This is a genomic window from Acinetobacter indicus (assembly GCF_009914475.1).
Taxonomy (GTDB): domain Bacteria; phylum Pseudomonadota; class Gammaproteobacteria; order Pseudomonadales; family Moraxellaceae; genus Acinetobacter; species Acinetobacter indicus.
In genome coordinates this window covers 35,928-59,455 of the sequence record NZ_CP045198.1, presented here as the reverse complement: position 1 = coordinate 59,455, position 23,528 = coordinate 35,928, and the positions used below count along the sequence as shown (strand labels likewise).

Here is a 23,528-nt window from a genome sequence, read left to right as displayed (position 1 = left end):
TACTCTGTGCCATTAACGCGACAAACGGAATTCCGCTTTGCCATTGACGGTATATGGAGACAATGAAATATTTTCATTGTTTAGACTTAATGACACTGCGGTTGCATCATCTAAACGAATCTGAAATGGTGCCTCACCAGTTAAATTCAAGCTGGACGCCTGACGGCCTGTGGCCAGCACCTTCCCGGTCGAATCCACAATATGAACCGACGTCGGACGGTTAAAGCTTAAAGACAGCTGATCGCCGGTCACGGCACTGCTGTTGTCTAAATTAATAATTTCGACATCAGACATTGGCACAATATTCTGCTCAGTGTCGCTCGACTGCGAAGATGACCAGTTTTGCACGGCCGCGATGATAATCCAGATTAAGGCCAGTGCCACTACCGCCAGCGCAATACGTTTTAACCATTTGCGGTTACGGTCACGATTCGAGCCAGGCAGTTTGCCCATAATTTTAATTGGGGAATTATTCAGGGCATGATTCGGCAGCATGCCGGTATCATTGGCATAGATTTCATCAAAACGCTGGATGATACTGGTGGCATCGACTTTTAAATATTTGGCGTAGGTGCGGTAATAACCCTTGATAAAGGTCGCTTCAGGCAGTGACTTGTATTCATCCTGCTCCAGCGCCATCAGGGTTTTGACCGGAATATTCAATTCTTGCGCCACATCTTCAAGCTCAAGCTTCTGATTTTGACGGATTTGACGCAGATACTCACCTGGGCGTTGGATATTTCCTAATGCATTGGGCGCTACATTTGTATTTGATTGCGGTGAATTAGGATTTACTTCCATACGGCCTCAGTACTGTATTTCAATTGCAGATAACGTTGGTATTCCTGACTCTCTGGATACAAGGCACGCAGTTGATTGACCAACACCTGTGTCCCCAAATTGTCTTGGTTTGCTCGAGCAATACGAATCCCGATCCATAAAGCACGAGCATCTTGATTATTTTGCCCGACACCGCGTACAAAATCTTCATAAAGTTCTGTCGCCATTGCTTGTTGCTGATTGAAATACTTCAACTCAGCCAATTCAAGCATAGCAATATAGGCATCACGATTAATCTGTAGTGCCTGAATAAAAGCTTGTTCCGCCTCTTTTAATTTACCCAGTTGCACATAAGCTCGACCTAAATTTTCCAATGCACGAAAACGTTGATCATATCCCAAAGTTGTTCCTGCTATTTGGAGATGTTCAATCGCATCATTATAACGCCCCACCTGATACAAATACGTACCATAGTTGTTACGTGCCTGCGCATTTTTTGGCTCAATAGAAAGTGCCTGTTTAAAATAGCGCTCTGCTCGCTCTACATTAAACTTGCTTCCTTCTTGCTGTAACAGCACGCCCATCATCATATTGGCTGTTGCATCGCGAGAATTAATCTCAAGTGCCTGATCAAGTGCACGTTTCGCCGCATCAAAGTTATTGACTTTAATGTATTCAGCTGCCAGTTGAGTTCTTACCTTTACTGCTTTTTCTGGATCACCTTTGGCACCGGTAGTCTGACATCCACCAGAAACAACTAAGGTCAGCCCCAAAATAGAAGTGCAAATAAATTTCAAGCTTGGCTTTCTCAACTGACACCCCCTAAATTTAATTATCCTTGAGAGCGCATAATTTCATTTCGCTCTGCAACTTTCTTTTTCCACTGTTCCGCACGACGGGTACGGTCTGCCACCTGTCCCACCAGCTGGCCACACGCGGCATCAATATCATCACCACGTGTCTGACGAATCGTACACACAAATCCGGCATCAGACAAAGTTTTTTGGAAAGAAATAATCCGGTTCCGGCTTGAACGGCCATATGGCGCATGCGGGAACGGGTTAAACGGAATTAAATTGATTTTGCTTGGCAGGTCTTTAAGCAGCTTGATCATCTCTTTGGCATGTTCAATGCTGTCATTCACGCCATCGAGCATGACATATTCAATGGTCACGTGCTTACGCGCACTTTCGTTGCCATCTTTTTTGATATAACGCTGGCAGGCTGCAATCAGCTGTTCCAGTGGATATTTCTTGTTGATTGGCACCAGCTCATTGCGCAGTTCATCGTTGGTGGCGTGTAAAGAAATCGCCAGCGCGACATCAATATCTTCAGCCAGCTGGTCAATTTTTGGCACTACACCCGAGGTCGACAGCGTTACACGGCGTTTTGACATGCCATAGGCGAAGTCATCCAGCATAATACGCATCGAGTTTAAGACCGCATCATAGTTCAGCAGCGGCTCGCCCATGCCCATCATCACCACGTTCGTCACCGAACGCTCACGCTCTGCAACCGGCACATCTTCCATATAGGAATAGTTGGCCATCCACAGCTGACCAATAATTTCAGCTTGGGTCAGGTCGCGTTGAAAGCCCTGTTTACCGGTTGAACAGAATGAACAGTCCAGCGCACAGCCGACCTGTGAGGAAATACATAAAGTCTTACGCGAACCGGTTTTATCTTCCGCAGGAATCAGCACGGTTTCAACCAAGGAACCCGCACCATCACCGACACGGAACACCCATTTACGTGTACCATCTTTAGAATAGTTTTTATGCACCACATCTGGCGCTTTAATTTCACATATCTGTTCCAGTTTTGCGCGCAACTTGCCTGAAATATTGGTCATTTCGGCAAAATCGGTCACGAAATACTGGTGAATCCATTTCATCACCTGGCCGGCACGAAATTTCTTCTCACCTAAATCTTCGAAGAATTTTTCCAGCTCAGCACGCGACATGCCCAGTAAATTCACTTTCTGCACAGAAGTTGATTGCGCTGGAGTGGACAAAGATTGTTGCTGCTCATCAGATGTTGCAGATGAAGCGACCACTTCATTACTCATGTGTATTACCTAAATCATGTCTGAGGATGAAAGGAGATGCTCAAGATCTGAGCGAGGGATTATTCAGAGAATAAAAAAACCAGATAAGTATAATAACACTTATCTGGTTTGAATACTGCGTATTAACGAGTACGTGGAGCAATCTCAGTTTGAGCGAAGAAGTAGTTAACTTCACGGTCAGCAGATGCTACAGAGTCAGAACCGTGAGCAGCGTTTTCGTCGATGCTTACAGCGAAGTCTGCACGGATAGTGCCAGGAGCCGCTTCTTTAGGGTTAGTTGCGCCCAGGATTTCACGGTGAGCAAGAACTGCGTTTTCACCTTCAAGAACTGAAACAACAACTGGACCAGAAGTCATGAACGCAACTAAGTCAGCGAAGAAACCACGTTCTTTGTGCTCAGCGTAGAAGCCTTCAGCTTCAGCTTGAGTCAAGTGTTTCATTTTAGTTGCAACGATTTTAAGACCCGCTTTTTCAAAACGTGCGAAGATTTCGCCGATTACGTTTTTAGCAACTGCGTCTGGTTTAACGATAGATAATGTACGTTCGATAGCCATGATTGGCTCCTTAAAGTCAAAGTTGACAGAAATTTTGCCGCATTATACCGAAAAATGGGCTTTTTTCTGCGTTTAATCTGTAAAAAAAATCGGTTTTTTGAGGTCGCTGTTAACGTGCTTCGTCAATCCATGCCATTTGAATGGCTTCTAACAGACCTTCGGTTGACTTGGTCGGATCATCTTCAAAATCTGGAAGTGCACAAACCCAGGCATGCAGGTCAGTAAAACGGATCCATTGCGGATCGACATCTGGATGTGCTTCATACAGTTCAATGGCGATATCGATGCTATCTGTCCAACGTAAACCCATGTCTATTCCTAAGGCAGTTTAGTGTGATGCACTACTTTAGCAAATTTTGCAAATGCTGTACCAGCCTTGAAAGGCTGTGCCGCCAGTGAATGGGCTATAGCGCAATTTCCAGATACGGCGCAGCCGAAATAATGCCGCTGGCCACCACACCGCCAATTAGTGCACCGACCGCCACATCACTGGGATAATGCAGCCCCAGCACCATACGCGACAGCGCCACCAGAATGGTAAAAGGTAACATCAACACCAGCAGTAGCGGCTGAATGTAGCCCAGCACTGTGGTAATCATGACCGCGTGCAAAGTGTGACCAGAGGGAAAACTAAAGTGATCAAGCGGACGCTCGCCCAGGCGAATCACCTGATGCACCTGATAAGGACGGGGGCGCACGGTTTTGCTTTTAAGCAGTTTATAGATGCCCGTACCGACCGATCCACCTAACAGCAGGTAGATAATCTGTAATCCATACAGCAGACCCTGCCATAACCAGACTGTGGCCAACATGACATACCAGAATAAACCGTCGCCTAAGCGGCTCACCACTTTAAAGAAATAAGCCACCCGTTCGGAGTGGGAAAAATGATTGAGATACAAACAGCCTTTCAAGTCGAGATCAAGTATTCTTATTTTTGCATTTTTAAGTTTCATTCTATGCTCTCCTTTAAGCTTGAGCTTAAAATCTAGGTCGTCATATGCGACTCCTGCACCACCCGATAAAGTGCCTGTTCAAATTGTTGGATCGGATATTGCCAGCCGATATGCTGGGTAGATTCACGGGCTTTTTTACCCATCTGTCTTAATACTTTTGCGCTTGGTAACTGATAAATCGAACGCATAATTCCGGCGACATCACCCAGTGGACTAAGCCAGCCGGTTTCATCTTGCTTGACATGCAAATTGGCGCAGGCATAGTCATACGCCACGACTGGCAAGCCGCTGGCCATGGCTTCAAGCACCACATTGCCAAAGGTTTCTACCTGGCTGGCAAAGACAAACACATCGGCACTAGCATAAGCTTCAGCCAGTTTTTGTCCGCTTAAGCTGCCCATAAAAATGACTTCGCCATCGGTGTTCAGCCCTTCCAGACGTTTCAGGTCCGGACCATCGCCTACTACCACCAGCTTGGTTGGATATTTGGCAATGGACTGCATGGCCCGATAGGCATCAATCACCACATTCACTTCTTTTTCTGGTGACACCCGGCCCACATAAATCAGCACCCGGGTCTGTTCATCGGCGTCCCAACGTAAACGTAAGGCTTCTGAACGATGTTGCGGTGAGAACCTGTCGACGTCGACCCCACGACCAACGACCACCAGTGGGCCTTCCACACCAAACTGGCGTAAAGACTGCTCGGTATCGGTACTGGGTACACAGGTCAGTTGCGTATTGTTATGGAACCAGCACAGATAACGCTGGATCGGTTTAACCAGAAAAGCCAAGTCAAAGAAGCGGCTAAAATCCTGAAAAGCAGAGTGGAAGCCGCTAGACACCGGAATCTGCTTGGATTTTGCTACCTGTAACGCAGCCAGACCCAGCGGCCCTTCGGTCACCACATGCACGATATCTGGCTCAAACTCATCCATGGCGGTAGAGAGTTTATACAGCTGTGGCCAGCCAAACTGCAGATGGCCATATTTCGGAATAGAGTGCGCCTTGACCAGACATTCTTTGTTGGGACTAAAATCGGTACAAGGTTGTTTTTGTTCAGGACGAATCAGTAGAATTTTGTGTCCCAGTTTTTGCAATCCTTTGCACAGTTGTAATAATGAATTGGCCACACCATTAATTTCTGGCGGCCAGGTTTCTGTCACTAACGCAATTCTTAAACGAGGTCGCACCAGCTCTTCAATTTCAATGACTTCATTAATCGCGTTTTTTTGTTTTTCCTGTTTAAAATAAAATTTAAAATTCTCAGGAATATTAGGCGACTTTAATACCAGTGTGCGTGAAGACGCTGACATCCGCGTATTCCTCTGTTGTTGTTGTCTGCCCAGCATAATCCTTACAGTTTGCAGTTTTATGATAAATTCATGAAATTAATTTCATACTTGTATCAAACTCGTGGTATTGCACCCGCCTAGTTAAAGGCTTGGAAAAATATTCGATATTTCCAATATTTAAAGCATAATTAAAACATCAAATTAATATATAGACTGTCCCGGTATACACCGGCAGGTGTTCTTGCCGTTGGACGTTCCATTAATTGAACCAACACCACAAATTTATCTTGACCAGTAGGGGCCTGACTAAGCGGAACATTCCAGCGTGAAGAACTGGCGCCACTAATATTCATCTGGGTTCTGAGCTTATAATTCTTCTCATTCACCAGATAACTGCTGCCTGTACTATTCACCAGATTTCGGCTATTAAATTTAATAGCATAACGACTATCACAATTCACCGAAAAGGAAGTCGCAGCCTGACTTAAATAAGAGGCATTCAAATTCAATTGGGTTGCCGTTAAACGCTCAATTTGGCATTGTCTCGCATGTGCCAGAGACAGACTGCTGCTGATACAACAGACTAAAAACAGTACACTCGCTTTCATCACCCCTACTCCTTTTATTTACACACAAGTTCAACCGGTACAGTTATATCTTGTGCCTGAGCTGAAACCTGTAATACAGCGCTACAGGTTTGCGCCTCTCGGGTTTTAATCCGGACACTATAATTCCCTGGAATCAAGCCATATAAAGTGACCGTTCCATCCGAACCAATCGGATAAACCTCGCCACCTTCATTGTTAATATGCAGCTCTGATCCCGGTACAAAACTGCGATTTTGGACATCTACCGGCCGGATACGAACCTGTTTAGCATGGAAAACCGGGAAATTGATTTTGTAGCCGCGCTGGTTTAACGCGGTAATTTGTTTACTTGAATAAAGAATTTTATCTTCGATAGGTAACTGATTTTCATCAAAGGCAATGTCGTATTTCACATAAGGAATAATGTCATGCACAAAGGCATAGCCGTCTTTGTTGGTTTTATCGACATAAACCAGTGAGCGTAGAATATCAATATCTTGATAATCCCCGACATTGACCAAACCAAAAGCATGTTCAACAATTTTGGTAAAACTTAGCTGATTACCCAGCCAGACAACAGCACCACGATAAGCCAGTTGCGAGTCACGCGTTTCCTTGCCCTGAACATGGTAAAAATCTAGATCACCCACCTTGGTTTTCAGCAGGCCATTTACATTATAAAGTGTGTCATCATTGCGATGATTCACACCGACAGCATAGTCAAAGCCGACCTGACTCGAGTCACTTTTTACCAGCTGCAGGTTGGTGTTCTGGTCTGCAGACTGACTAAAATAGACGGATTTATCATTATCAAAATTATAACTAAGAGATAATATCCCGCCAGAATCTTTACGATCGCCAAAGGCATTGAAATAACTGAGCCCAACAGCAAATTGGCGTCCAAAATTTCGGTTAAATCCGACATTGATCACCCGCTGGTTCTGCTGTTCAAATTCAGGATGATCATAGTATTTCTGTTCAGCATAGTTCAGATTAATATTATGCACATAAGGCACATTGGTCAGCCCTAAATACACCAGATTTTCAAATTTTGGATAATTCGAAACATTGTCCAGATCATCGCCTAAAAACTTAAAATCCCGTTCGGTATACTTGGAACTGGCACCCAGTGAAAAATTCCCGAAATCTTTGCTGGCGGATAAACCATAGGAATAGTTCATCTGATTCCGGTCATCATGCGAGGCCATGACCACACTGTCTACAATTAAAATATTACTAATGGCCTGAGTCCACATAACCCCTGCATTCTGAATATCTTCACTATAGGACAGGTTGGTTCCCAAGGTGGTTGCGTTAGACAGCCCCCTGCGGTAAAAGCCATTAACAAAGAAATCCCGATAATCGCTACTGTCCAGATTGTAGTTATAACGCAGCTTACCTAAGGCAATATTATATTCATCCAGGCCATCACGTAATAAACGGTTAGTGACCAGCACCGGAAAAGTTTGCACACTGCGATTACCTAAAACATCTTCAACTACAATTTGTGCATCACCCGCCTGCTGAATTTGCGCCCCTGTTTCCAGCATGTAATCACCCGGGCTGACTTTCTGGCTATAAATACTCACCCCGTTAATAAACAGCTCAACAGTAGATGGAATACGCGCGCTACCCTGTAAGGTTGGAATATTCCAATAGACAAAACTTGGTCGCTCGGTGTAGTTGGTTCCCCAGTTTAAACCGGCAAAACGCAAAGAGTTAATTAACGGGTTATAGGTTGTTGTGGTGTCGCCCAGGGTTAGACGGGTCATGCTTTCCGGAAATTCCAGATCAAAACTGCTATTTAAACGTACCACCTGCTCCTCGACAGAGGTATTCTGATACAGCACCGAATTCTTGAGAATCCAGTAATCTTTAAAGATCCCCAACTCGGCCAGACCACTATAAGCTTCATTTGAATCGCTGTTGGCATAGACCCAGTCATAATTCATAAAGCCACCAAAACTGGCTTTTTCAGGAATCACTTTCTGGTTAAAAACGTTTAAATCGGATTGAAAATAGTGAGTGGGGATGGTTAATTTAATGGACTGCGATGAACTATCAAAAACCGCTTGAATATCGCCTTCACTGACCAGACAGAAATCCGCACGCTGCTGATGTTTCTTTAACTTTTGCACTTGAATTTGCCGTTCGGACAGCACATCACAACCCATATAATAATGCTGCCCTTCTGTGATTAAAATAATATCAGTATGATGATCAAGTTCATTAATCCACAGATTGGCAAGACTTTCTTCTATCGGATTTTCATTCGCATTCGCTGCGAAGCTAAATAAAATATGAACAACAATAAACCACCGATTTTTTATATTCATCGCAAATTCCCCTTATACCGCTAGTCCGAGAATTTAAGCTCCACCATGTTATCGTTCTTATCCGTAAAAAATTGGACAGTATACTTTTTTGGATCTGCAATCTTGGTTCCATTTAACTCATAGCTGTAATTCATTTTGGCCAATAAGTAAGCCATAGTATCGGCCTTAAACACTTCCTTCTTATTGGCATCAACAATCTTCAAATTATTAATCTGAACATGCGAATTGGCCTGATTTTGTGCAACCAGCCGGTTATTCTCAATATTAAATTTAACGTTCGTATCTTCCTGCTTACCGACAAATAAAGGCAGGTTAAAGCTGAGCAGAAAGTTAACTGAAGTTTCTTTCACGGCCTGTGGAATTTCTTCTACCAGAATGCGCCATGCACCCTCCTGATTACCGGTGAGTACCGACTCTAAAGGACGATTAAAACCAACACGGATAGTCTGTTTGCCATTCGGCTGCAGAATAAAGTTTTTGGGATTTAAAATAAGGGTGTCATCTGGTACCAAAACATTCTCACCATTGCCTTGTTGCGTCCATTTAAAGGCTTTAATTTCAAAAATTTTTGCTTCAGTTTCATCTGTAGATTCTAAAGTAAGCGTTGTGGTTCTTTGTTTAGCCTGACTGTTGATATACATCTGAACCGGGTCAATAGAAACACCTGCATAACTTGCAGATGCATAACACAGCGATGAAACTAAAAAGGCTATTATTTTTTTCATATTATTCCCCAGCTTTTATAACGAAAAAGCCTAACTTGGTCCGAAGACCAAGTTAGGCGAAACACTAAATTAGTAGAACACTTTGATTTTATAAGTGTCTGAATATGTACCTGCACGCTGGAATGGAGCTACTGCCGAGTTAGTAACCGAAACAGTATAGACATCATCTGCTAGACCATCATGGTTACTGTTACCCCAAGCAATTGCACCACCACCTGTTTTTGTTGTTGTGATTGTAGTTGGAATACGTACTGTGCCATCATCTTCATGCTTAACATATGTACTTGCATTGGTACCATTGTTTGCAGTTGTAATATTTAATACATAGTGAGTATTACTTCTTACTGTATAGTTAGATGTTTTGGTACCACCGGCTTTGCTCAACTCAATTGCTGATCCGCCTTTAATTTCACATTTTTTTGGAACTTCTAGTTTAATTGGAATATCTTTTTCACAACCTAAAGTTGTACAGTTATTCCAGTTATGTTTACCACCTGGTTTACCAGCTGTTTCAGCTTCTGTTGCATAAATTACTGATGAGCAAGTACCTGCAAATAATACCGCCATAGCTGTTTTAATTAATGTAGACATGTCGTGTTTCTCCATAACTTTAATATAAGAACCATTTTTCTAATCACTCACCCAAACCAGAATGTCTTTAGACTGATTAAAACCCGATCCTGAGCAAGTCCTTTTATTGTAGGTATTCCACAGAAAAAACCATCTATACGGGATTTTTCACACAAGGCTAAGCATTTATTTTTTAAAATTATTTTTCTTGCTTAATCGACTGTTTTTGGGCTAATTCTCTTTTTTTGGTGACCCAAATTCTCCTTGCTACTTGGGTCACTATTTTTAGGGAATTTTTTTCTAACCAGTTTTTTAAGATAAAAACAAATAGATGTTTTTTATAAAAAATATTAAATATCCTTAATAAACATTCCTTTACATTTATTACACTTTTTTTTAGTTTTCCCTAGAATATTGGAATTTTCCACCAAAAATTAGTTGAAATTTCACATATTTTTAAAAAGCCTGACAATTTAAACAGATTATTTGATTGTTATTTTAAATATAAAATACTTAGTAGTGGGGATAGCCTTATTCAATAAACTGTCAGGAAGAAATAATAAAATACATAAACCCCATCAGAAAAAACCAAAGCAGCCCAATCTGTTTTATTCCTGATTCATTTTTTACTTTTTTCGCATTTATTCATTTTTCACTCGACTTTTAATCTGAGTAAAAAATAATTCTTCTAAATAAAAGTATTTTTCAGCCAATTTAGTGACCCAGCGTGATTAGCCATCTCACTCAGTACAGTAGTTATTTTTGGGGCAGATGATCTGGCAGCGACGTCAAAGCAGCACTTTAAGTGAAGCGTAAGAAGTAAAAAACAGTGTTTTGTATGAAGTACAAGGAAGAAAAGCACTCCTTTGAATGAAGCAAGGCACACAATATTAAATGTAAAAAAACCACTCTAGTGAGTGGGTCTTCGCGTTCAAATCAAATGATTCGAGAAATTAGTTCTTTTCTTTGTCTACGATTTTGTTTGCTTGAATCCAAGGTATGAGCAAGCTCAGAACACTGTTCTGAGTGAAGTGCAAGGAAAGAAAAGCACTGCTTTCTTTTCTTTAAGGCACGGAAGTTAACTTAACTCAGTAAGCTCTATTTTTAAATGACATAAAAAAGCCCCTGTGAAACACAAGGGCTTTTTGGCTCAGAAATTAGAACTTAGTTCTTTTCTTTATCAACGATTTTGTTTGCTTGAATCCAAGGCATCATCGCACGCAATTTAGCACCAGTTACTTCGATACCGTGAGCAGCGTTTTGACGACGACGAGCAGTCATAGATGGGTAGTTTAAAGCACCTTCCTGGATGAACATCTTCGCGTATTCGCCAGATTGAATACGTTTAAGCGCATTACGCATTGCTTCACGAGACTGTTCGTTGATGACTTCAGTACCTGTTACATATTCGCCGTATTCAGCGTTGTTTGATACAGAGTAGTTCATGTCCGCGATACCGCCTTCGAACATTAAGTCAACGATCAATTTAAGTTCGTGTAGACATTCGAAGTAAGCCATTTCAGGCGCATAACCCGCTTCAACCAGAGTTTCGAAGCCCATTTTAACCAGTTCAACTGCACCACCACAAAGAACCGCTTGCTCACCGAACAGGTCAGTTTCAGTTTCTTCACGGAAAGAAGTTTCGATGATACCTGTACGGCCACCACCTACGCCTGAAGCGTAAGAAAGTGCAAGGTTACGTGCGTTACCAGAAGCATCTTGGTGAATCGCGATAAGATCAGGAACACCTGAACCACGTTGGTATTCAGAACGTACAGTGTGACCAGGTGCTTTAGGTGCAACCATGATTACGTCTAAGTCAGCACGTGGAACAACTTGGTTATAAAGAACAGAGAAACCGTGAGCAAATGCTAAAGTCGCGCCTTGCTTGATGTTTGGCTCAATCACGTCACGATAAAGTTGCGCTTGGAACTCGTCTGGAGTCAAGATCATCACCACGTCAGCTTGTGCAACTGCAGCAGGAACTTCAGCAACTTTAAGACCTGAATTTTCAGCTTTTTTCCAAGAAGCTGAACCAGCACGTAAACCAACAGTTACGTCAACGCCAGAATCTTTAAGGTTAAGCGCATGCGCGTGACCTTGTGAACCGTAACCAATGATCGCTACTTTCTTAGATTGGATGATAGATAAGTCGCAGTCTTTATCGTAAAAAATTTGCATTGCTGTCTCCGCTTAAATGCTTTTGATTCCTGTCCGCTAGGGCAATTTCATTATTCAGCTTGCTAGCGCCTCTCCCAGCCGAGAGAGGTGAATTCGTTGTTAAATTAAATAGTTAAAACTTTTTCGCCACGTGCGATACCCGATACGCCTGAACGCACCACTTCCAGAATGGTGTTCTCAGCCAACGCATCAATAAAGCCATCGAGCTTTTCTGTGGTACCGGCAATTTGAATGGTATAGGTCGTTGGTGTCACATCGACCACCTGACCACGGAAAATATCGGCAGTACGCTTGATTTCATCACGTGCTGAACCCAGTGCTTTGACTTTAATCAGCATCAGTTCACGCTCAATATGCGCACCTTCAGACAAATCTACCACTTTGACCACTTCAACCAGCTTGTTCAGCTGCTTGGTAATCTGCTCAATTTTGTGGTCATCACCATAAGTAGTGAGTGTCAAACGTGACAAAGTCGGGTCTTCAGTCGGTGCTACGTTCAGCGTCTCAATGTTATAACCACGTTGAGAGAACAAGCCCACTAAACGAGAAAGCGCACCAGCTTCGTTTTCAACGAGAACGGAAATAATGTGTCTCATTCTGTACGCTCCCCTTTTCCTAACCACATATCTTTCATGGACTGACCGGCAATCTGCATCGGATAAACGTGTTCAGTACGGTCAACCATCACGTTAATAAATACGCATTTATCATTGATGGCCATGGCTTCAGCCAGCTTCGATTCAAGCTCATCGGCATGGTCAATCTGGATTCCCACGTGACCATACGCTTCCATCAGCTTGGCAAAGTCAGGTAAAGACTCTACATATGAGCTTGAGTGACGACCTTCATAGTTCATATCTTGCCACTGTTTTACCATACCCAAGGCACGGTTGTTCAGGCACAGAATTTTCACGTTCAAACCGTATTGCTTACAGGTCGACAGTTCCTGAATACACATCTGGATGGATGCTTCACCAGTAATACACACCACCTGCTGGTCTGGATATGCCAATTTCGCAGCCATTGCATAAGGCAAACCTACACCCATGGTGCCCAAGCCACCCGAGTTGATCCATTGACGTGGACGCTTGTATTTGTAGTAAAGCGCACCAAACATCTGATGCTGACCAACGTCAGAAGTAATAATGGCCTCACCATTGGTCACTTTATCTAAAGCTTCCACCACCTGTTGTGGCTTCATGGTGCCATCAGTTGGCTTTTCATATTTCAAACCATGAACTTTACGCCATTCATTGATCTGCTCCCACCATGCTGCAATCGCTTCAGGATTTGGCTTCGACACATTCATCTGTTTCAGCTGTACCAGCATCTCCTGGAGTACAGGTTCAACTGCGCCCACAATTGGAATGTGCGCCATGATGGTTTTAGAAATTGTTGCCGGGTCAATATCAATATGAATGACTTTAGCATTCGGACAGAATTTTGCCGGATTGTTGGTGACACGGTCATCGAAACGCGCGCCGACACACAGAATCACGTCTGCATTGTGCATGGCCATGTTGGCTTCATAGGTACCGTGCATACCGAGCATGCCGATGAATTGCGGATCATCACCCGGGAATGCGCCCAAGCCCATTAAGGTATTGGTCACCGGATAACCCAGAATATGCGCCAGCTCAGTTAACTGTGCTGCGGCATTGCCCTGCACCACACCACCGCCTGAATAAATCACTGGACGTTTGGCATGAATCAGTTCATCAATCGCTTTACGGATTTGACCTGAGTGACCACGATGTGGTGGTTGATACGAACGCATCTTCACTTTTTCAGGATATTCGTAGGCAAATTTTTCTGCCGGATTGGTCGCATCTTTTGGAATATCAACCACAACCGGACCAGGACGGCCAGATGACGCGATATAGAATGCTTTTTTAATAATTGATGGAATTTCGCTGGCATGACGCACCTGGAAACTGTGTTTTACGATTGGTCGGGAAATCCCCACCATATCGGTTTCCTGGAACGCATCTTCACCAATTAAATGAGAAGCAACCTGACCTGACAGAATCACCATTGGAATGGAGTCCATATAGGCTGTTGCAATTGGGGTAACGGTGTTGGTTGCACCTGGACCTGAAGTCACCAGCACCACACCGGTCTTACCGGTTACGCGCGAGTAAGCATCAGCCATATGGCCTGCTGCCTGTTCATGGCGCACAAGGTAATGATTGATTTTGTCTTGTTGAAAGAACGCGTCGTAAATGTGTAAAACGGCGCCGCCTGGGTATCCAAATACATGTTCAACGCCTTCGTCCGCTAATGCACGAACGAGCATTTCACCACCAGATAAAAGTTCCAACGTGATTCACCCTAATCTTAATCACTGCGAAATGGGAGGCATTTGCAGCGTTTCATTAATTCATTGTTGCACTGTTATAGCACACATATTTCATAGTTTTCATCGCAATAGGAAAAATTTGTGATCTGATTACTGATTGAGCAATATGAGATCTAAAAACATGTTGGGATAAACACGTTTCACAGCTTTGTTCAGCTTCTCGGCTAGAGAAGTTGCCCATTGCATGACATGACACTTATTCGAAGGGTGATCGATCTAAGGCATATAAAACTAAAGACAGCATTTTTGTAGTTTCGTCCCCTAAAGTCAAGTTTAAAAATTGGCTTTTTTTCTAAACTTGGCTGTGTGCCTGTTTTTTAAACATATCTGGTTTTCAAGCATTACATAGAAAAATTTAAATTTCCGTTATAAAACATGATATTTCATGTGTTTGCCTTTATTTCACATAAATTTTAAATATAAAATACATAAAAAAAATGAATGAATTTTATTAAATAAAAAATCGTTTATTTATAATTCACCCATCAAAATGGATCATTCTGCAGCAGTAAAATGGTTATTTCAGATACAACAGCCGAGGATATTCAGGCGCAGATTCATGCTGTTATTTTTCATCTTCCAGCCTAAAAATTAATCAACTTTGGCGCCAATTATTGCTAAGATAAACGCGCAGATTGATCAGCTGAATACAGCATGAGGATAACAAGATGAATCGCTCTATTTTAACTTGGGGATTATGTTCAGTAGTCGCACTGGCCAGCGCCAATGTGATGGCCAAACAGTACTACAAATGGGTCGATGCCAATGGTTCAACCCATTACACCACCACCCCGCCACCGAAAAATGCCAAGAAACACGGCAAAGTCGATACTTACGGTTGGCGCAACTCTGCCCCAACGACTTCAGCGCAAACGGCGGCAGCGAATAATACGCACAGTCCAACCACAGCACAGACAGCGAACACGCCAGCAACCGCTCCCGAGATGGATTCACAGCAACGTGAAGCCAATGCTGCCCTGCAGCAAGCCCAACAGGAACGTGCCAATCCGCAAGTTTTTTAAGTTTCTGCTTGCTCTGGCCCGATCAGTTAAATTTTTCCAGCAGAAACCGCCGCGCAAAATTCACTTTTCGCTGCATTTTGCGCTATGCTGTGCAACAAACTTTTAACCGTAATTCATTAATCCGTTTATGACTACTCATATTGACCCTGAATATCAAGCCAGTGCGATTGAACCTCAAGTCCAAAGCGACTGGGAAACTCGTAAAGCCTTTAAAGTTGCCGACACTGTAGAAGGTCCACGTCGTTATATCCTCTCGATGTTCCCTTACCCAAGTGGCAAACTGCATATGGGTCATGTGCGTAACTATACCATTGGTGACGTGATCAGCCGCTTTCACCGTTTAAAAGGTGAAACTGTATTACAACCCATGGGTTGGGATGCTTTCGGTCTTCCTGCGGAAAACGCTGCAATTGCACACCAGGTCGCTCCTGCAAAATGGACTTTCGAAAATATTGATTACATGCGTAATCAGTTGAAGAAACTTGGCCTGTCTGTAGATTGGGATCGTGAATTTGCCACCTGCACACCAGAATACTATCGCTGGGAACAATGGCTATTCGTTCAGCTTTATAAAAAAGGCCTGATCTACCGTAAACTTTCAACGGTGAACTGGGATCCAGTGGATCAAACCGTACTTGCCAATGAACAGGTTGAAAATGGTCGCGGCTGGCGTTCAGGTGCATTGGTTGAAAAACGTGATATTCCAATGTACTACTTCCGCATCACTGATTATGCGCAAGAATTACTGGACGATCTTGAAACACTGAAAGACGGCTGGCCACAACAAGTCCTGACTATGCAACGCAACTGGATTGGTCGCTCACAGGGTATGGAAATTACCTTCCCTTCAGCAAATCCTGACGTGTATGCAGATGGTTTAACAGTCTTCACAACGCGTGCTGACACCTTAATGGGCGTGACGTATGTTGCAGTTGCAGCAGAGCACCCAATGGCGCTTAAAGCAGCTGAAAACAACCCTGAACTTGCTGCATTTATCGAAGAATGTCGGATGGGTTCAGTTGCAGAAGCGGATCTTGCCACTGCTGAGAAGAAAGGCATGGCAACAGGTCTTTCTGTAAAACACCCTGTGACTGGTGAAGAAGTTCCGGTTTGGATCGCAAACTATGTCTTGATGTCTTACGGTTCAGGTGCGGTGATGGCAGTGCCTTCTCACGATGAACGTGACTTCGAATTTGCCAACAAATATGGCCTCACCATCAAACAAGTGATTGATGCAAAAGGCGCAGATGATGCGGAATTTGACGCAACTGAATGGCAAGAATGGTACGGCTCTAAAGAAGGCAAACTGGTTAATTCAGGCGAGTTTGACGGTTTAGACTTCCCGGGTGCATTTGATGCATTCTTGGCAAAACTTGAACCACAAGGTCTTGCCAATGTCAAAGTTCAATTCCGTTTACGCGACTGGGGTGTATCTCGTCAGCGTTATTGGGGTTGTCCAATTCCAATGATCAACTGTGACACCTGTGGTCAAGTACCAGTACCTGAAGAACAACTGCCTGTTGTGCTTCCAACGGACGTTGTGCCAGACGGTTCAGGTAACCCATTGAACAAAATGCCTGAATTCTATGAAACCACTTGCCCATGCTGTGGTGGCGACGCACGTCGTGAAACCGATACATTGGATACCTTCGTAGAGTCTTCTTGGTACTACGCACGTTATGCATCTCCAGACTTTACAGATGGCATGGTGAAACCTGAAGCGGGTCAAACTTGGCTGCCTGTCAACCAATACATCGGTGGTGTTGAACACGCAATTCTGCACTTGTTATACGCACGTTTCTTCCACAAATTGATGCGTGATGAAGGCGTGGTACAAGGTAACGAACCATTCACTAACTTGTTAACTCAAGGTATGGTGCTTGCGGATACCTATTACCGTGAAGCGGAATCAGGTAAGAAAACGTGGTTTAACCCTGCAGACATCGAACTTGAAAAAGACGAAAAAGGTCGTATCACGTCTGCGAAATACAAAGGTGATGGTCAAGACGTCATTGTTGGCGGCCAAGAAAAAATGTCGAAATCGAAAAATAACGGGATCGACCCGCAAGCGATTATTGACCAATACGGCGCAGATACGGCTCGTGTATTCATGATGTTTGCAGCCCCTCCTGATCAATCTCTTGAATGGTCTGATGCTGGTGTTGAAGGTGCAAACCGCTTCCTGAAACGTGTATGGCGTTTGGCAACTGGTTTCCTTGAACAAGGCAACAATGCATCAAACATCGACAAAGCTGCGCTTTCTACAGCAGCGCAAGACTTACGTCGTAAAACCCATGAAACCATCCAAAAAGTGGGTGATGACATCGAACGTCGTCATGCCTTTAACACTGCTATTGCAGCGATGATGGAACTTCTAAACGCAAACAACAAGTTTGAAGTGAAAGATGACAATGACGTGGCTGTGGCTCGTGAATCCATCACCACGCTGTTAACTTTACTTGCACCATTTGCCCCACACTTAAGCCAGACTTTATTGGCGCAGTTTGGCATTGAGTTAACCTCTGCTCAATTCCCGACTGTGGATGAATCTGCGTTAACCCGTAATACCCAAACCATCGTGGTTCAGGTGAACGGTAAACTTCGCGGCAAATTAGAAGTGTCTGTGGATGCATCGAAAGATGACATTTTGGCACAAGCGAAAGCATTGCCTGAAGTGCAACAATTCTTGACTGGCCCAACCAAGAAAGAAATTGTGGTGCCGAATAAGTTAGTGAATTTGGTGGTTTAATTCCTTAGGTTCCCTCTCCTCTCAGGAGAGGGTTAGGGAGAGGTGAAATATTAAAAGCACCCTCATCCTAACCTTCTCCCAAAGGGAGAAGGGAATATAAAGGAACAATCCCTCCCTTGCGAAGCAATGCTTCTCACCCTTTAAAAAAGGGAGGAGAACCCATTTTTTATAATATGGACTGTGGAAGTCCCCCTTTGTAAAAGGTGAGCCATATATGGCGCAAGAGGGGGGACCTTTAAGGACGAATCCCTCCAAACCTCCCTTTACCAAAGGGAGGCTTAAAAAACACAAAGCCCGTTGCCAGTCAACGGGCTTTGCACATACAATCAAAACCTCATTTTATTTTTCGCTTGATTCAGGCCAACACAGAGGACAACACATGCATTTGGGCAAACGTGTCGCAGCTATTGTACTTACATGCGGTTTAGCTACTAGCCTGGTCGGTTGTGGTTTTCATCTGAAAGGCACCAACCCAACCGTCGCCCCGGTGGCCTATTCGAAAATGCGTCTGGCGCTGCCTGCCCAAGCGGAAGAATTACAGGAAAAACTGTCGATTTATTTGGGTGCCGCCGGTGTCCAGCTCAGCAATAGTAATGATGCCTATCTGCTGCGGGTACTCGACTATAGCCCGCGCCGTCTGGAACTGAATGGCAAGCTGGTCGAAACCATGCTGCGTTTAAATGTGACTTTCCGTATTGAAGATGCGCAAGGCAATCCGGTGACTGAACCGCGTACCGTAGTCGCCACCCGAAGCTATCAATATGATGTCGCAACAGTGAACACCGATGATCAGGAACAGAAATTCCTGCGTGATGTGATCATTGATGACGTGGCTCAGCAAATCGTACGTCAGATTTCATCAAACCGCTTACCTGCCGCATCGACCAGCCAAACTGCTGCACCATGAAACTGGATTACTTACAGGCCCTGAAACGGATTGATGATGCCCGGGGAGCCTGGGTGCTGCATGGTCAGGAACCACTACTAGAACAAAACCTGATCGATGCTTTTCGCCAAAGCTGGCAGAAGCAGGACATTGAACGTCAGCGCTATGACATTAGCAGCGTCAGTGACTGGAAAAATGTCTTTAATGCCTTAAACAGCCTGTCTTTATTTTCCACCCAACTGGCAGTTGAAGTGCATGGCAACATCAAGCCCGATGCCAGCAGCTTAAAACTGCTGAAAAGCTATTTACAACAAGACAGCAATAACCTGCTGCTGGTGGTCATGCCCAAGCAGGATGCCAGCAGCCTCAAGTCAAGCTTTTTCCAGACGGTGGAGGCCAATGGCGTTTGCGTCGCCTTAACGGCAAATTACCCACGTGACCGACAGCAGATTTTAGCAGTTGAAGCACAAAAACTGGGGATTCAACTGGCCAATGATGCCTGGCAATGGCTGGAACAGCATCATGAACACAACTTGCTGGCGGCCAAAAACAGCCTGATGCGGGTGCGCGATACGTTTCCGGACCTTGAACAGATTCAGATTGAGCATTTATATGCCTGCCTGCAAGACCAGTCACGCTATACCACTTATGATTTAAGCGATGCCCTTTTAGCCGGAAATCTGGCTCAATCTATCAAGATTTTTCAGTATCTGACCGCCTCTGGCGAGCCGATGAGCCTGATCTTATGGAGTATCAGCAAGGAAATGCGACTTCTGATGCAACTGTTCGAGCAACCACAGAATGCCTTGCAACTGGGGATCTGGAAAAACAAGGTCAGCACTTACCAGCAGGCAGTACGCCGTTTATCGCCACAGACGTTTTTAAGCTGGCCAGCGCTGTTATTAAATATTGATGCGGCTATTAAAGGCGTCAGTCAGGACAACCCGGAACAGCTGGTGCAGCAAGCCATTGCCAGTCTCTGTGGTCGGCCTTTATTTGCTGTTTAACCGGATATTCAGACCTGCATAGAATAATTATCATTTGCAATGTCTTCAAAATATTCACGATTTATCCTTAATTCGCTTTTATAATTCCGTTTAATTCTTTTTACCTGTTTCGATGATCATGCCTAAAATAAAACCAACCAAACTCGCGCTTGCTGCGCTGGCCATTGTGGCACTTATTGCTGCAGCCTGGTTCTTTTTAAAACCTAAACAGGAACAGCCACAGTACATTACCGCTGCCGTCAGCCGTGGCGATATTGAAAATTCAGTACTGGCCACCGGTGTCCTTGAAGCCACCAAAATGGTCAGTGTCGGCGCCCAGGTGTCGGGACAGGTCAGAAAAATGTATGTTGAACTCGGCGATCAGGTCAAACAGGGCCAGCTGATTGCCCAGATTGATTCGGTACGTCAGGAAAACGAATTAAAAACCGCAGAAGCCAGCATTAAAAACCAGCAGGCCCAACTGGCGGTGCGTCAGGCCAATCTTGCCAAAGTCGAAGCCGAATATCGCCGACAACAGGCCATGTATGACCAGGATGCGACCTCACGTGCAGAACTGGAAGCCGCACTGGCCAGCTACAAAACCGCACAGGCCGATATTGCTGCCATTAATGCCCAGATTGAACAGTCCCGCTTAACCTTAGCCACCACACGTGAAGATTTAGGCTATACCCGTATTGTTGCACCCATGGATGGTACGGTCGTGGCGATTGTTACGGAAGAAGGCCAGACTGTAAACGCCAACCAGAGTGCACCGACCATTGTCAAACTGGCCAAGCTCGACACCATGACGGTGAAATCGGAGATTTCTGAAGCCGACGTTATGAAAGTGGAAGAAGGTCAGCGTGTGTACTTCACTACCTTGGGCAACAGTGAGAAAAAACACTACGCCACTTTACGTCAGGTTGAACCGGCACCAAATTCAATCAATACCGAGACCAATAACAGTTCATCCACTTCAAGCTCTGCGGTGTATTACAACGCCCTGTTTGATGTTCCGAATGAAGATGGCAAATTGCGTATTGACATGACCGCACAGGTGTCAATTGTGCTGGATGAAGCGAAAAATGTCCTGATGATTCCAGCGGCAGCCATTCAGGCCTCTAACCGTCCACAGCGTAGCCGTGCCCCGGGTGCAGATCAGGCGCCGGCTGAACGCGGTGCATCTGAAGCTCGTGGTCAACGCCCGGCCGGTGACCGTCCTGCGCGCTTAACCCTGACCGAACAGGAACGTGCCCTGATTAATCAAGGCAAAGCTGCACTGGCAATGGTACGTGTCTTACAGGCCGATGGCAGCGCCAAACCGCAACAGGTCCTGACCGGCTTAAATAACCGGGTTAGCGTTGAAATCATCAAAGGTTTGAAAGAGGGTGATCAGGTCATTATTGCCGATGGTTCAGATACTTCAAACGATGGCGCCAAACGTAGCAACCGTGGTGGTCCTTCCGGCCCAATGAGAATGTAAGCATGAGTCAACAACAGCAACCTCTACTCGAGGTCAAGAATCTGACTCGTGAATTCCCGGCAGGTGAATCAACGGTGCAGATTCTCAAGGGTGTCGATCTGGCAATTTACCCCGGTGAACTGGTCGCAATTGTCGGTCAGTCCGGTTCGGGTAAATCGACCCTGATGAATATTTTAGGCTGTCTGGATAAACCGACCTCGGGCAGCTACCGCGTCAATGGCCGTGAAACCCGTGAACTGGAACCCGATGAACTGGCGCAGTTACGCCGTGAATATTTTGGTTTTATTTTCCAGCGCTACCATCTGCTGGGTGATTTAACCGCAGCGGGAAACGTTGAAGTCCCGGCGATTTATGCCGGTGCCGATGCCGATGAACGTCATCAGCGTGCAGAAAAACTGCTGACCGATTTGGGTCTGGGCGAGAAAACCCAGAACCGTCCAAGCCAGCTTTCTGGTGGTCAGCAACAGCGTGTTTCGATTGCCCGTGCACTAATGAATGGCGGCGATGTGATTCTGGCCGATGAACCAACCGGTGCACTGGACAAAAACAGCGGCATTGAGGTGATGCGGATTCTGCGCGAGCTGAATGCCCAGGGTCATACTATTATTCTGGTCACCCATGACCACAATGTCGCCAAAAGTGCCAGCCGGATTATTGAAATCAGTGACGGGAATATTATTTCCGATCAGCCGAATACGCCAGAAACTGACGATGCCCCCCTAGAAAAACAGCAACTGCAGCGCAATACGCAAAAGAAAATTTCGTCCTGGCGCTCCGCGGTGGACCGTCTGGGAGAAGCCTTCCGTATGGCCTTACTGGCCATGAATGCACACCGGATGCGAACCTTTCTGACCATGCTCGGGATTATTATCGGGATTGCCTCGGTGGTTTCAGTGGTGGCACTCGGCAATGGTTCACAAAAACAGATTCTGGAAAACATCAGCAGTCTGGGTACCAATACCATCACCGTGTATCAGGGCCGGGGCTTCGGGGACAATTCACGTTCCTCTCAGGTCAGAACCCTGATTCCCGCAGATGCCGATGCGCTGGCGGAACAGCCCTATGTCGATGGGGTCAGCCCGTCGGTGAATACCAGCGTGACCGGACGCTTTAAGGAAATTGAAGCCTCGACCACCGTGAATGGTGTGAGTGAAGACTTCTTCTATGTACGCGGTCTGGATTTTAACAGCGGTCAACCTTTTGACCGGAGCAGTGTCCGCACTCAAGCCCAAGACGTGGTGATTGATACCAACACCCAAAAGACTTTCTTTAGTGACGGCTCTAACCCGGTAGGTCAGGTGATTTTACTGGGGAGCGTACCCAGTCGGATCATTGGGGTGGTCGATGCCCAGCAAGGCATGGGCGGTAATGCGGATAGCCTGAATGTCTATCTGCCCTACTCCACCGTTTTAAGCCGGATGCTGGGGCAATCGCATGTGCGCAGCATCATTGTCCGGATTAAAGATGAATATCCAAGTGCCACCGCAGAAAATGCAATTTTAAGCCTGCTGGTCCAACGCCACGGTGCGCAGGATGTCTTTACCCAGAATGCCGACAGTATTCGGGAAACCATCCAGCAGACCACTGCGACGATGACCCTGCTGATTTCAGCCATTGCCGTGATTTCTCTGGTGGTGGGTGGTATCGGGGTGATGAACATCATGCTGGTATCGGTTACAGAGCGGACGCAGGAAATCGGCGTTCGTATGGCGGTGGGTGCCCGACAAAGTGACATCTTGCAGCAGTTCCTGATTGAAGCCGTACTGGTCTGTATTTTAGGTGGTATTCTCGGGGTGCTCTTATCTTTAGGGATTGGACAACTGATTACCCAGTTCGCCGGCGGGACTTTCCAAATGGCTTACTCGACCACCTCCATTGTGGCAGCCTTTATCTGTTCCAGCCTGATCGGGATTGTGTTTGGCTTTATTCCTGCCCGTAACGCTGCCCGTTTAAACCCCGTCGATGCCCTGTCTCGAGAATAAGGATACTTT

20 protein-coding genes are annotated in these 23,528 nt (G+C 45.1%); 6 read left to right on the top strand and 14 right to left on the bottom strand.

What is annotated here, in order from left to right; translation table 11 throughout:
• Positions 1-12: 12 nt before the first annotated feature.
• From GA693_RS00730 to GA693_RS00665, 14 genes are all read right to left on the bottom strand, one after another.
• Entirely contained in the window at positions 13-801 is a 789-nt protein-coding gene (locus tag GA693_RS00730; RefSeq protein ID WP_160241612.1) for a helix-turn-helix domain-containing protein, read from the bottom strand.
• Positions 792-1,592: a type IV pilus biogenesis/stability protein PilW gene (gene pilW, locus GA693_RS00725; RefSeq protein ID WP_104489142.1), complete on the bottom strand. Its 801-nt coding sequence runs from the start codon at positions 1,590-1,592 to the stop codon at positions 792-794. The genes GA693_RS00730 and pilW overlap by 10 nt, the downstream gene beginning before the upstream one ends.
• Positions 1,593-1,612: 20 nt before the next feature.
• Complete coding sequence (gene rlmN / locus GA693_RS00720; protein WP_005182389.1) at positions 1,613-2,848, bottom strand: 23S rRNA (adenine(2503)-C(2))-methyltransferase RlmN; 1,236 nt, start codon at positions 2,846-2,848, stop codon at positions 1,613-1,615.
• Between the two features lie 122 nt (positions 2,849-2,970).
• Positions 2,971-3,402 carry a nucleoside-diphosphate kinase gene (gene ndk, locus GA693_RS00715; protein WP_005182388.1) on the bottom strand — a complete coding sequence of 144 codons (432 nt, stop codon included), beginning with the start codon at positions 3,400-3,402 and terminating at the stop codon, positions 2,971-2,973.
• Between the two features lie 109 nt (positions 3,403-3,511).
• Complete coding sequence (gene iscX, locus GA693_RS00710; RefSeq protein ID WP_005182385.1) at positions 3,512-3,712, bottom strand: Fe-S cluster assembly protein IscX; 201 nt, start codon at positions 3,710-3,712, stop codon at positions 3,512-3,514.
• 94 nt (positions 3,713-3,806) lie between these two features.
• The gene (locus GA693_RS00705) at positions 3,807-4,358 is read right to left on the bottom strand and encodes a phosphatase PAP2 family protein (RefSeq protein ID WP_104470590.1); all 552 of its coding nucleotides are present in this window, start codon (positions 4,356-4,358) and stop codon (positions 3,807-3,809) included.
• Positions 4,359-4,390: 32 nt separating this feature from the next.
• Entirely contained in the window at positions 4,391-5,674 is a 1,284-nt protein-coding gene (locus GA693_RS00700; RefSeq protein ID WP_160241613.1) for a glycosyltransferase family 4 protein, read from the bottom strand.
• 167 nt (positions 5,675-5,841) lie between these two features.
• The gene (locus GA693_RS00695; RefSeq protein ID WP_005182377.1) at positions 5,842-6,261 is read right to left on the bottom strand and encodes a hypothetical protein; all 420 of its coding nucleotides are present in this window, start codon (positions 6,259-6,261) and stop codon (positions 5,842-5,844) included.
• A gap of 14 nt (positions 6,262-6,275) precedes the next feature.
• Complete coding sequence (locus GA693_RS00690; protein WP_160241614.1) at positions 6,276-8,576, bottom strand: fimbria/pilus outer membrane usher protein; 2,301 nt, start codon at positions 8,574-8,576, stop codon at positions 6,276-6,278.
• A gap of 20 nt (positions 8,577-8,596) precedes the next feature.
• A complete protein-coding gene (locus GA693_RS00685; protein ID WP_016659537.1) occupies positions 8,597-9,301 on the bottom strand; it encodes a fimbrial biogenesis chaperone in 705 nt (234 codons plus the stop codon).
• 69 nt (positions 9,302-9,370) lie between these two features.
• Positions 9,371-9,892: a hypothetical protein gene (locus tag GA693_RS00680; protein ID WP_160241615.1), complete on the bottom strand. Its 522-nt coding sequence runs from the start codon at positions 9,890-9,892 to the stop codon at positions 9,371-9,373.
• 1,143 nt (positions 9,893-11,035) lie between these two features.
• On the bottom strand, positions 11,036-12,052 hold the full coding sequence (gene ilvC / locus GA693_RS00675) for a ketol-acid reductoisomerase (RefSeq protein ID WP_005182373.1): 1,017 nt from the start codon (positions 12,050-12,052) through the stop codon (positions 11,036-11,038).
• A gap of 104 nt (positions 12,053-12,156) precedes the next feature.
• On the bottom strand, positions 12,157-12,648 hold the full coding sequence (gene ilvN / locus GA693_RS00670; RefSeq protein ID WP_005182370.1) for an acetolactate synthase small subunit: 492 nt from the start codon (positions 12,646-12,648) through the stop codon (positions 12,157-12,159).
• Positions 12,645-14,372 carry an acetolactate synthase 3 large subunit gene (locus GA693_RS00665; RefSeq protein WP_035363671.1) on the bottom strand — a complete coding sequence of 576 codons (1,728 nt, stop codon included), beginning with the start codon at positions 14,370-14,372 and terminating at the stop codon, positions 12,645-12,647. The genes ilvN and GA693_RS00665 overlap by 4 nt, the downstream gene beginning before the upstream one ends.
• Positions 14,373-15,079: 707 nt before the next feature.
• Between GA693_RS00665 and GA693_RS00660 the strand changes: the two genes are divergently transcribed.
• The 6 genes from GA693_RS00660 to GA693_RS00635 all read left to right on the top strand — a co-directional run bounded on the left by GA693_RS00660 (position 15,080) and on the right by GA693_RS00635 (position 23,519).
• A complete protein-coding gene (locus tag GA693_RS00660; RefSeq protein WP_005182363.1) occupies positions 15,080-15,433 on the top strand; it encodes a DUF4124 domain-containing protein in 354 nt (117 codons plus the stop codon).
• Between the two features lie 127 nt (positions 15,434-15,560).
• On the top strand, positions 15,561-18,182 hold the full coding sequence (gene leuS, locus GA693_RS00655) for a leucine--tRNA ligase (protein WP_160241616.1): 2,622 nt from the start codon (positions 15,561-15,563) through the stop codon (positions 18,180-18,182).
• A 379-nt stretch (positions 18,183-18,561) separates the two neighbouring features.
• Entirely contained in the window at positions 18,562-19,089 is a 528-nt protein-coding gene (locus tag GA693_RS00650) for an LPS-assembly lipoprotein LptE (RefSeq protein WP_005182353.1), read from the top strand.
• Complete coding sequence (gene holA / locus GA693_RS00645; protein WP_005182351.1) at positions 19,086-20,075, top strand: DNA polymerase III subunit delta; 990 nt, start codon at positions 19,086-19,088, stop codon at positions 20,073-20,075. The genes GA693_RS00650 and holA overlap by 4 nt, the downstream gene beginning before the upstream one ends.
• 118 nt (positions 20,076-20,193) lie before the next feature.
• A complete protein-coding gene (locus GA693_RS00640) occupies positions 20,194-21,537 on the top strand; it encodes a MacA family efflux pump subunit (RefSeq protein ID WP_160241617.1) in 1,344 nt (447 codons plus the stop codon).
• A gap of 2 nt (positions 21,538-21,539) precedes the next feature.
• On the top strand, positions 21,540-23,519 hold the full coding sequence (locus tag GA693_RS00635) for a MacB family efflux pump subunit (RefSeq protein WP_160241618.1): 1,980 nt from the start codon (positions 21,540-21,542) through the stop codon (positions 23,517-23,519).
• Positions 23,520-23,528 lie beyond the last annotated feature (9 nt).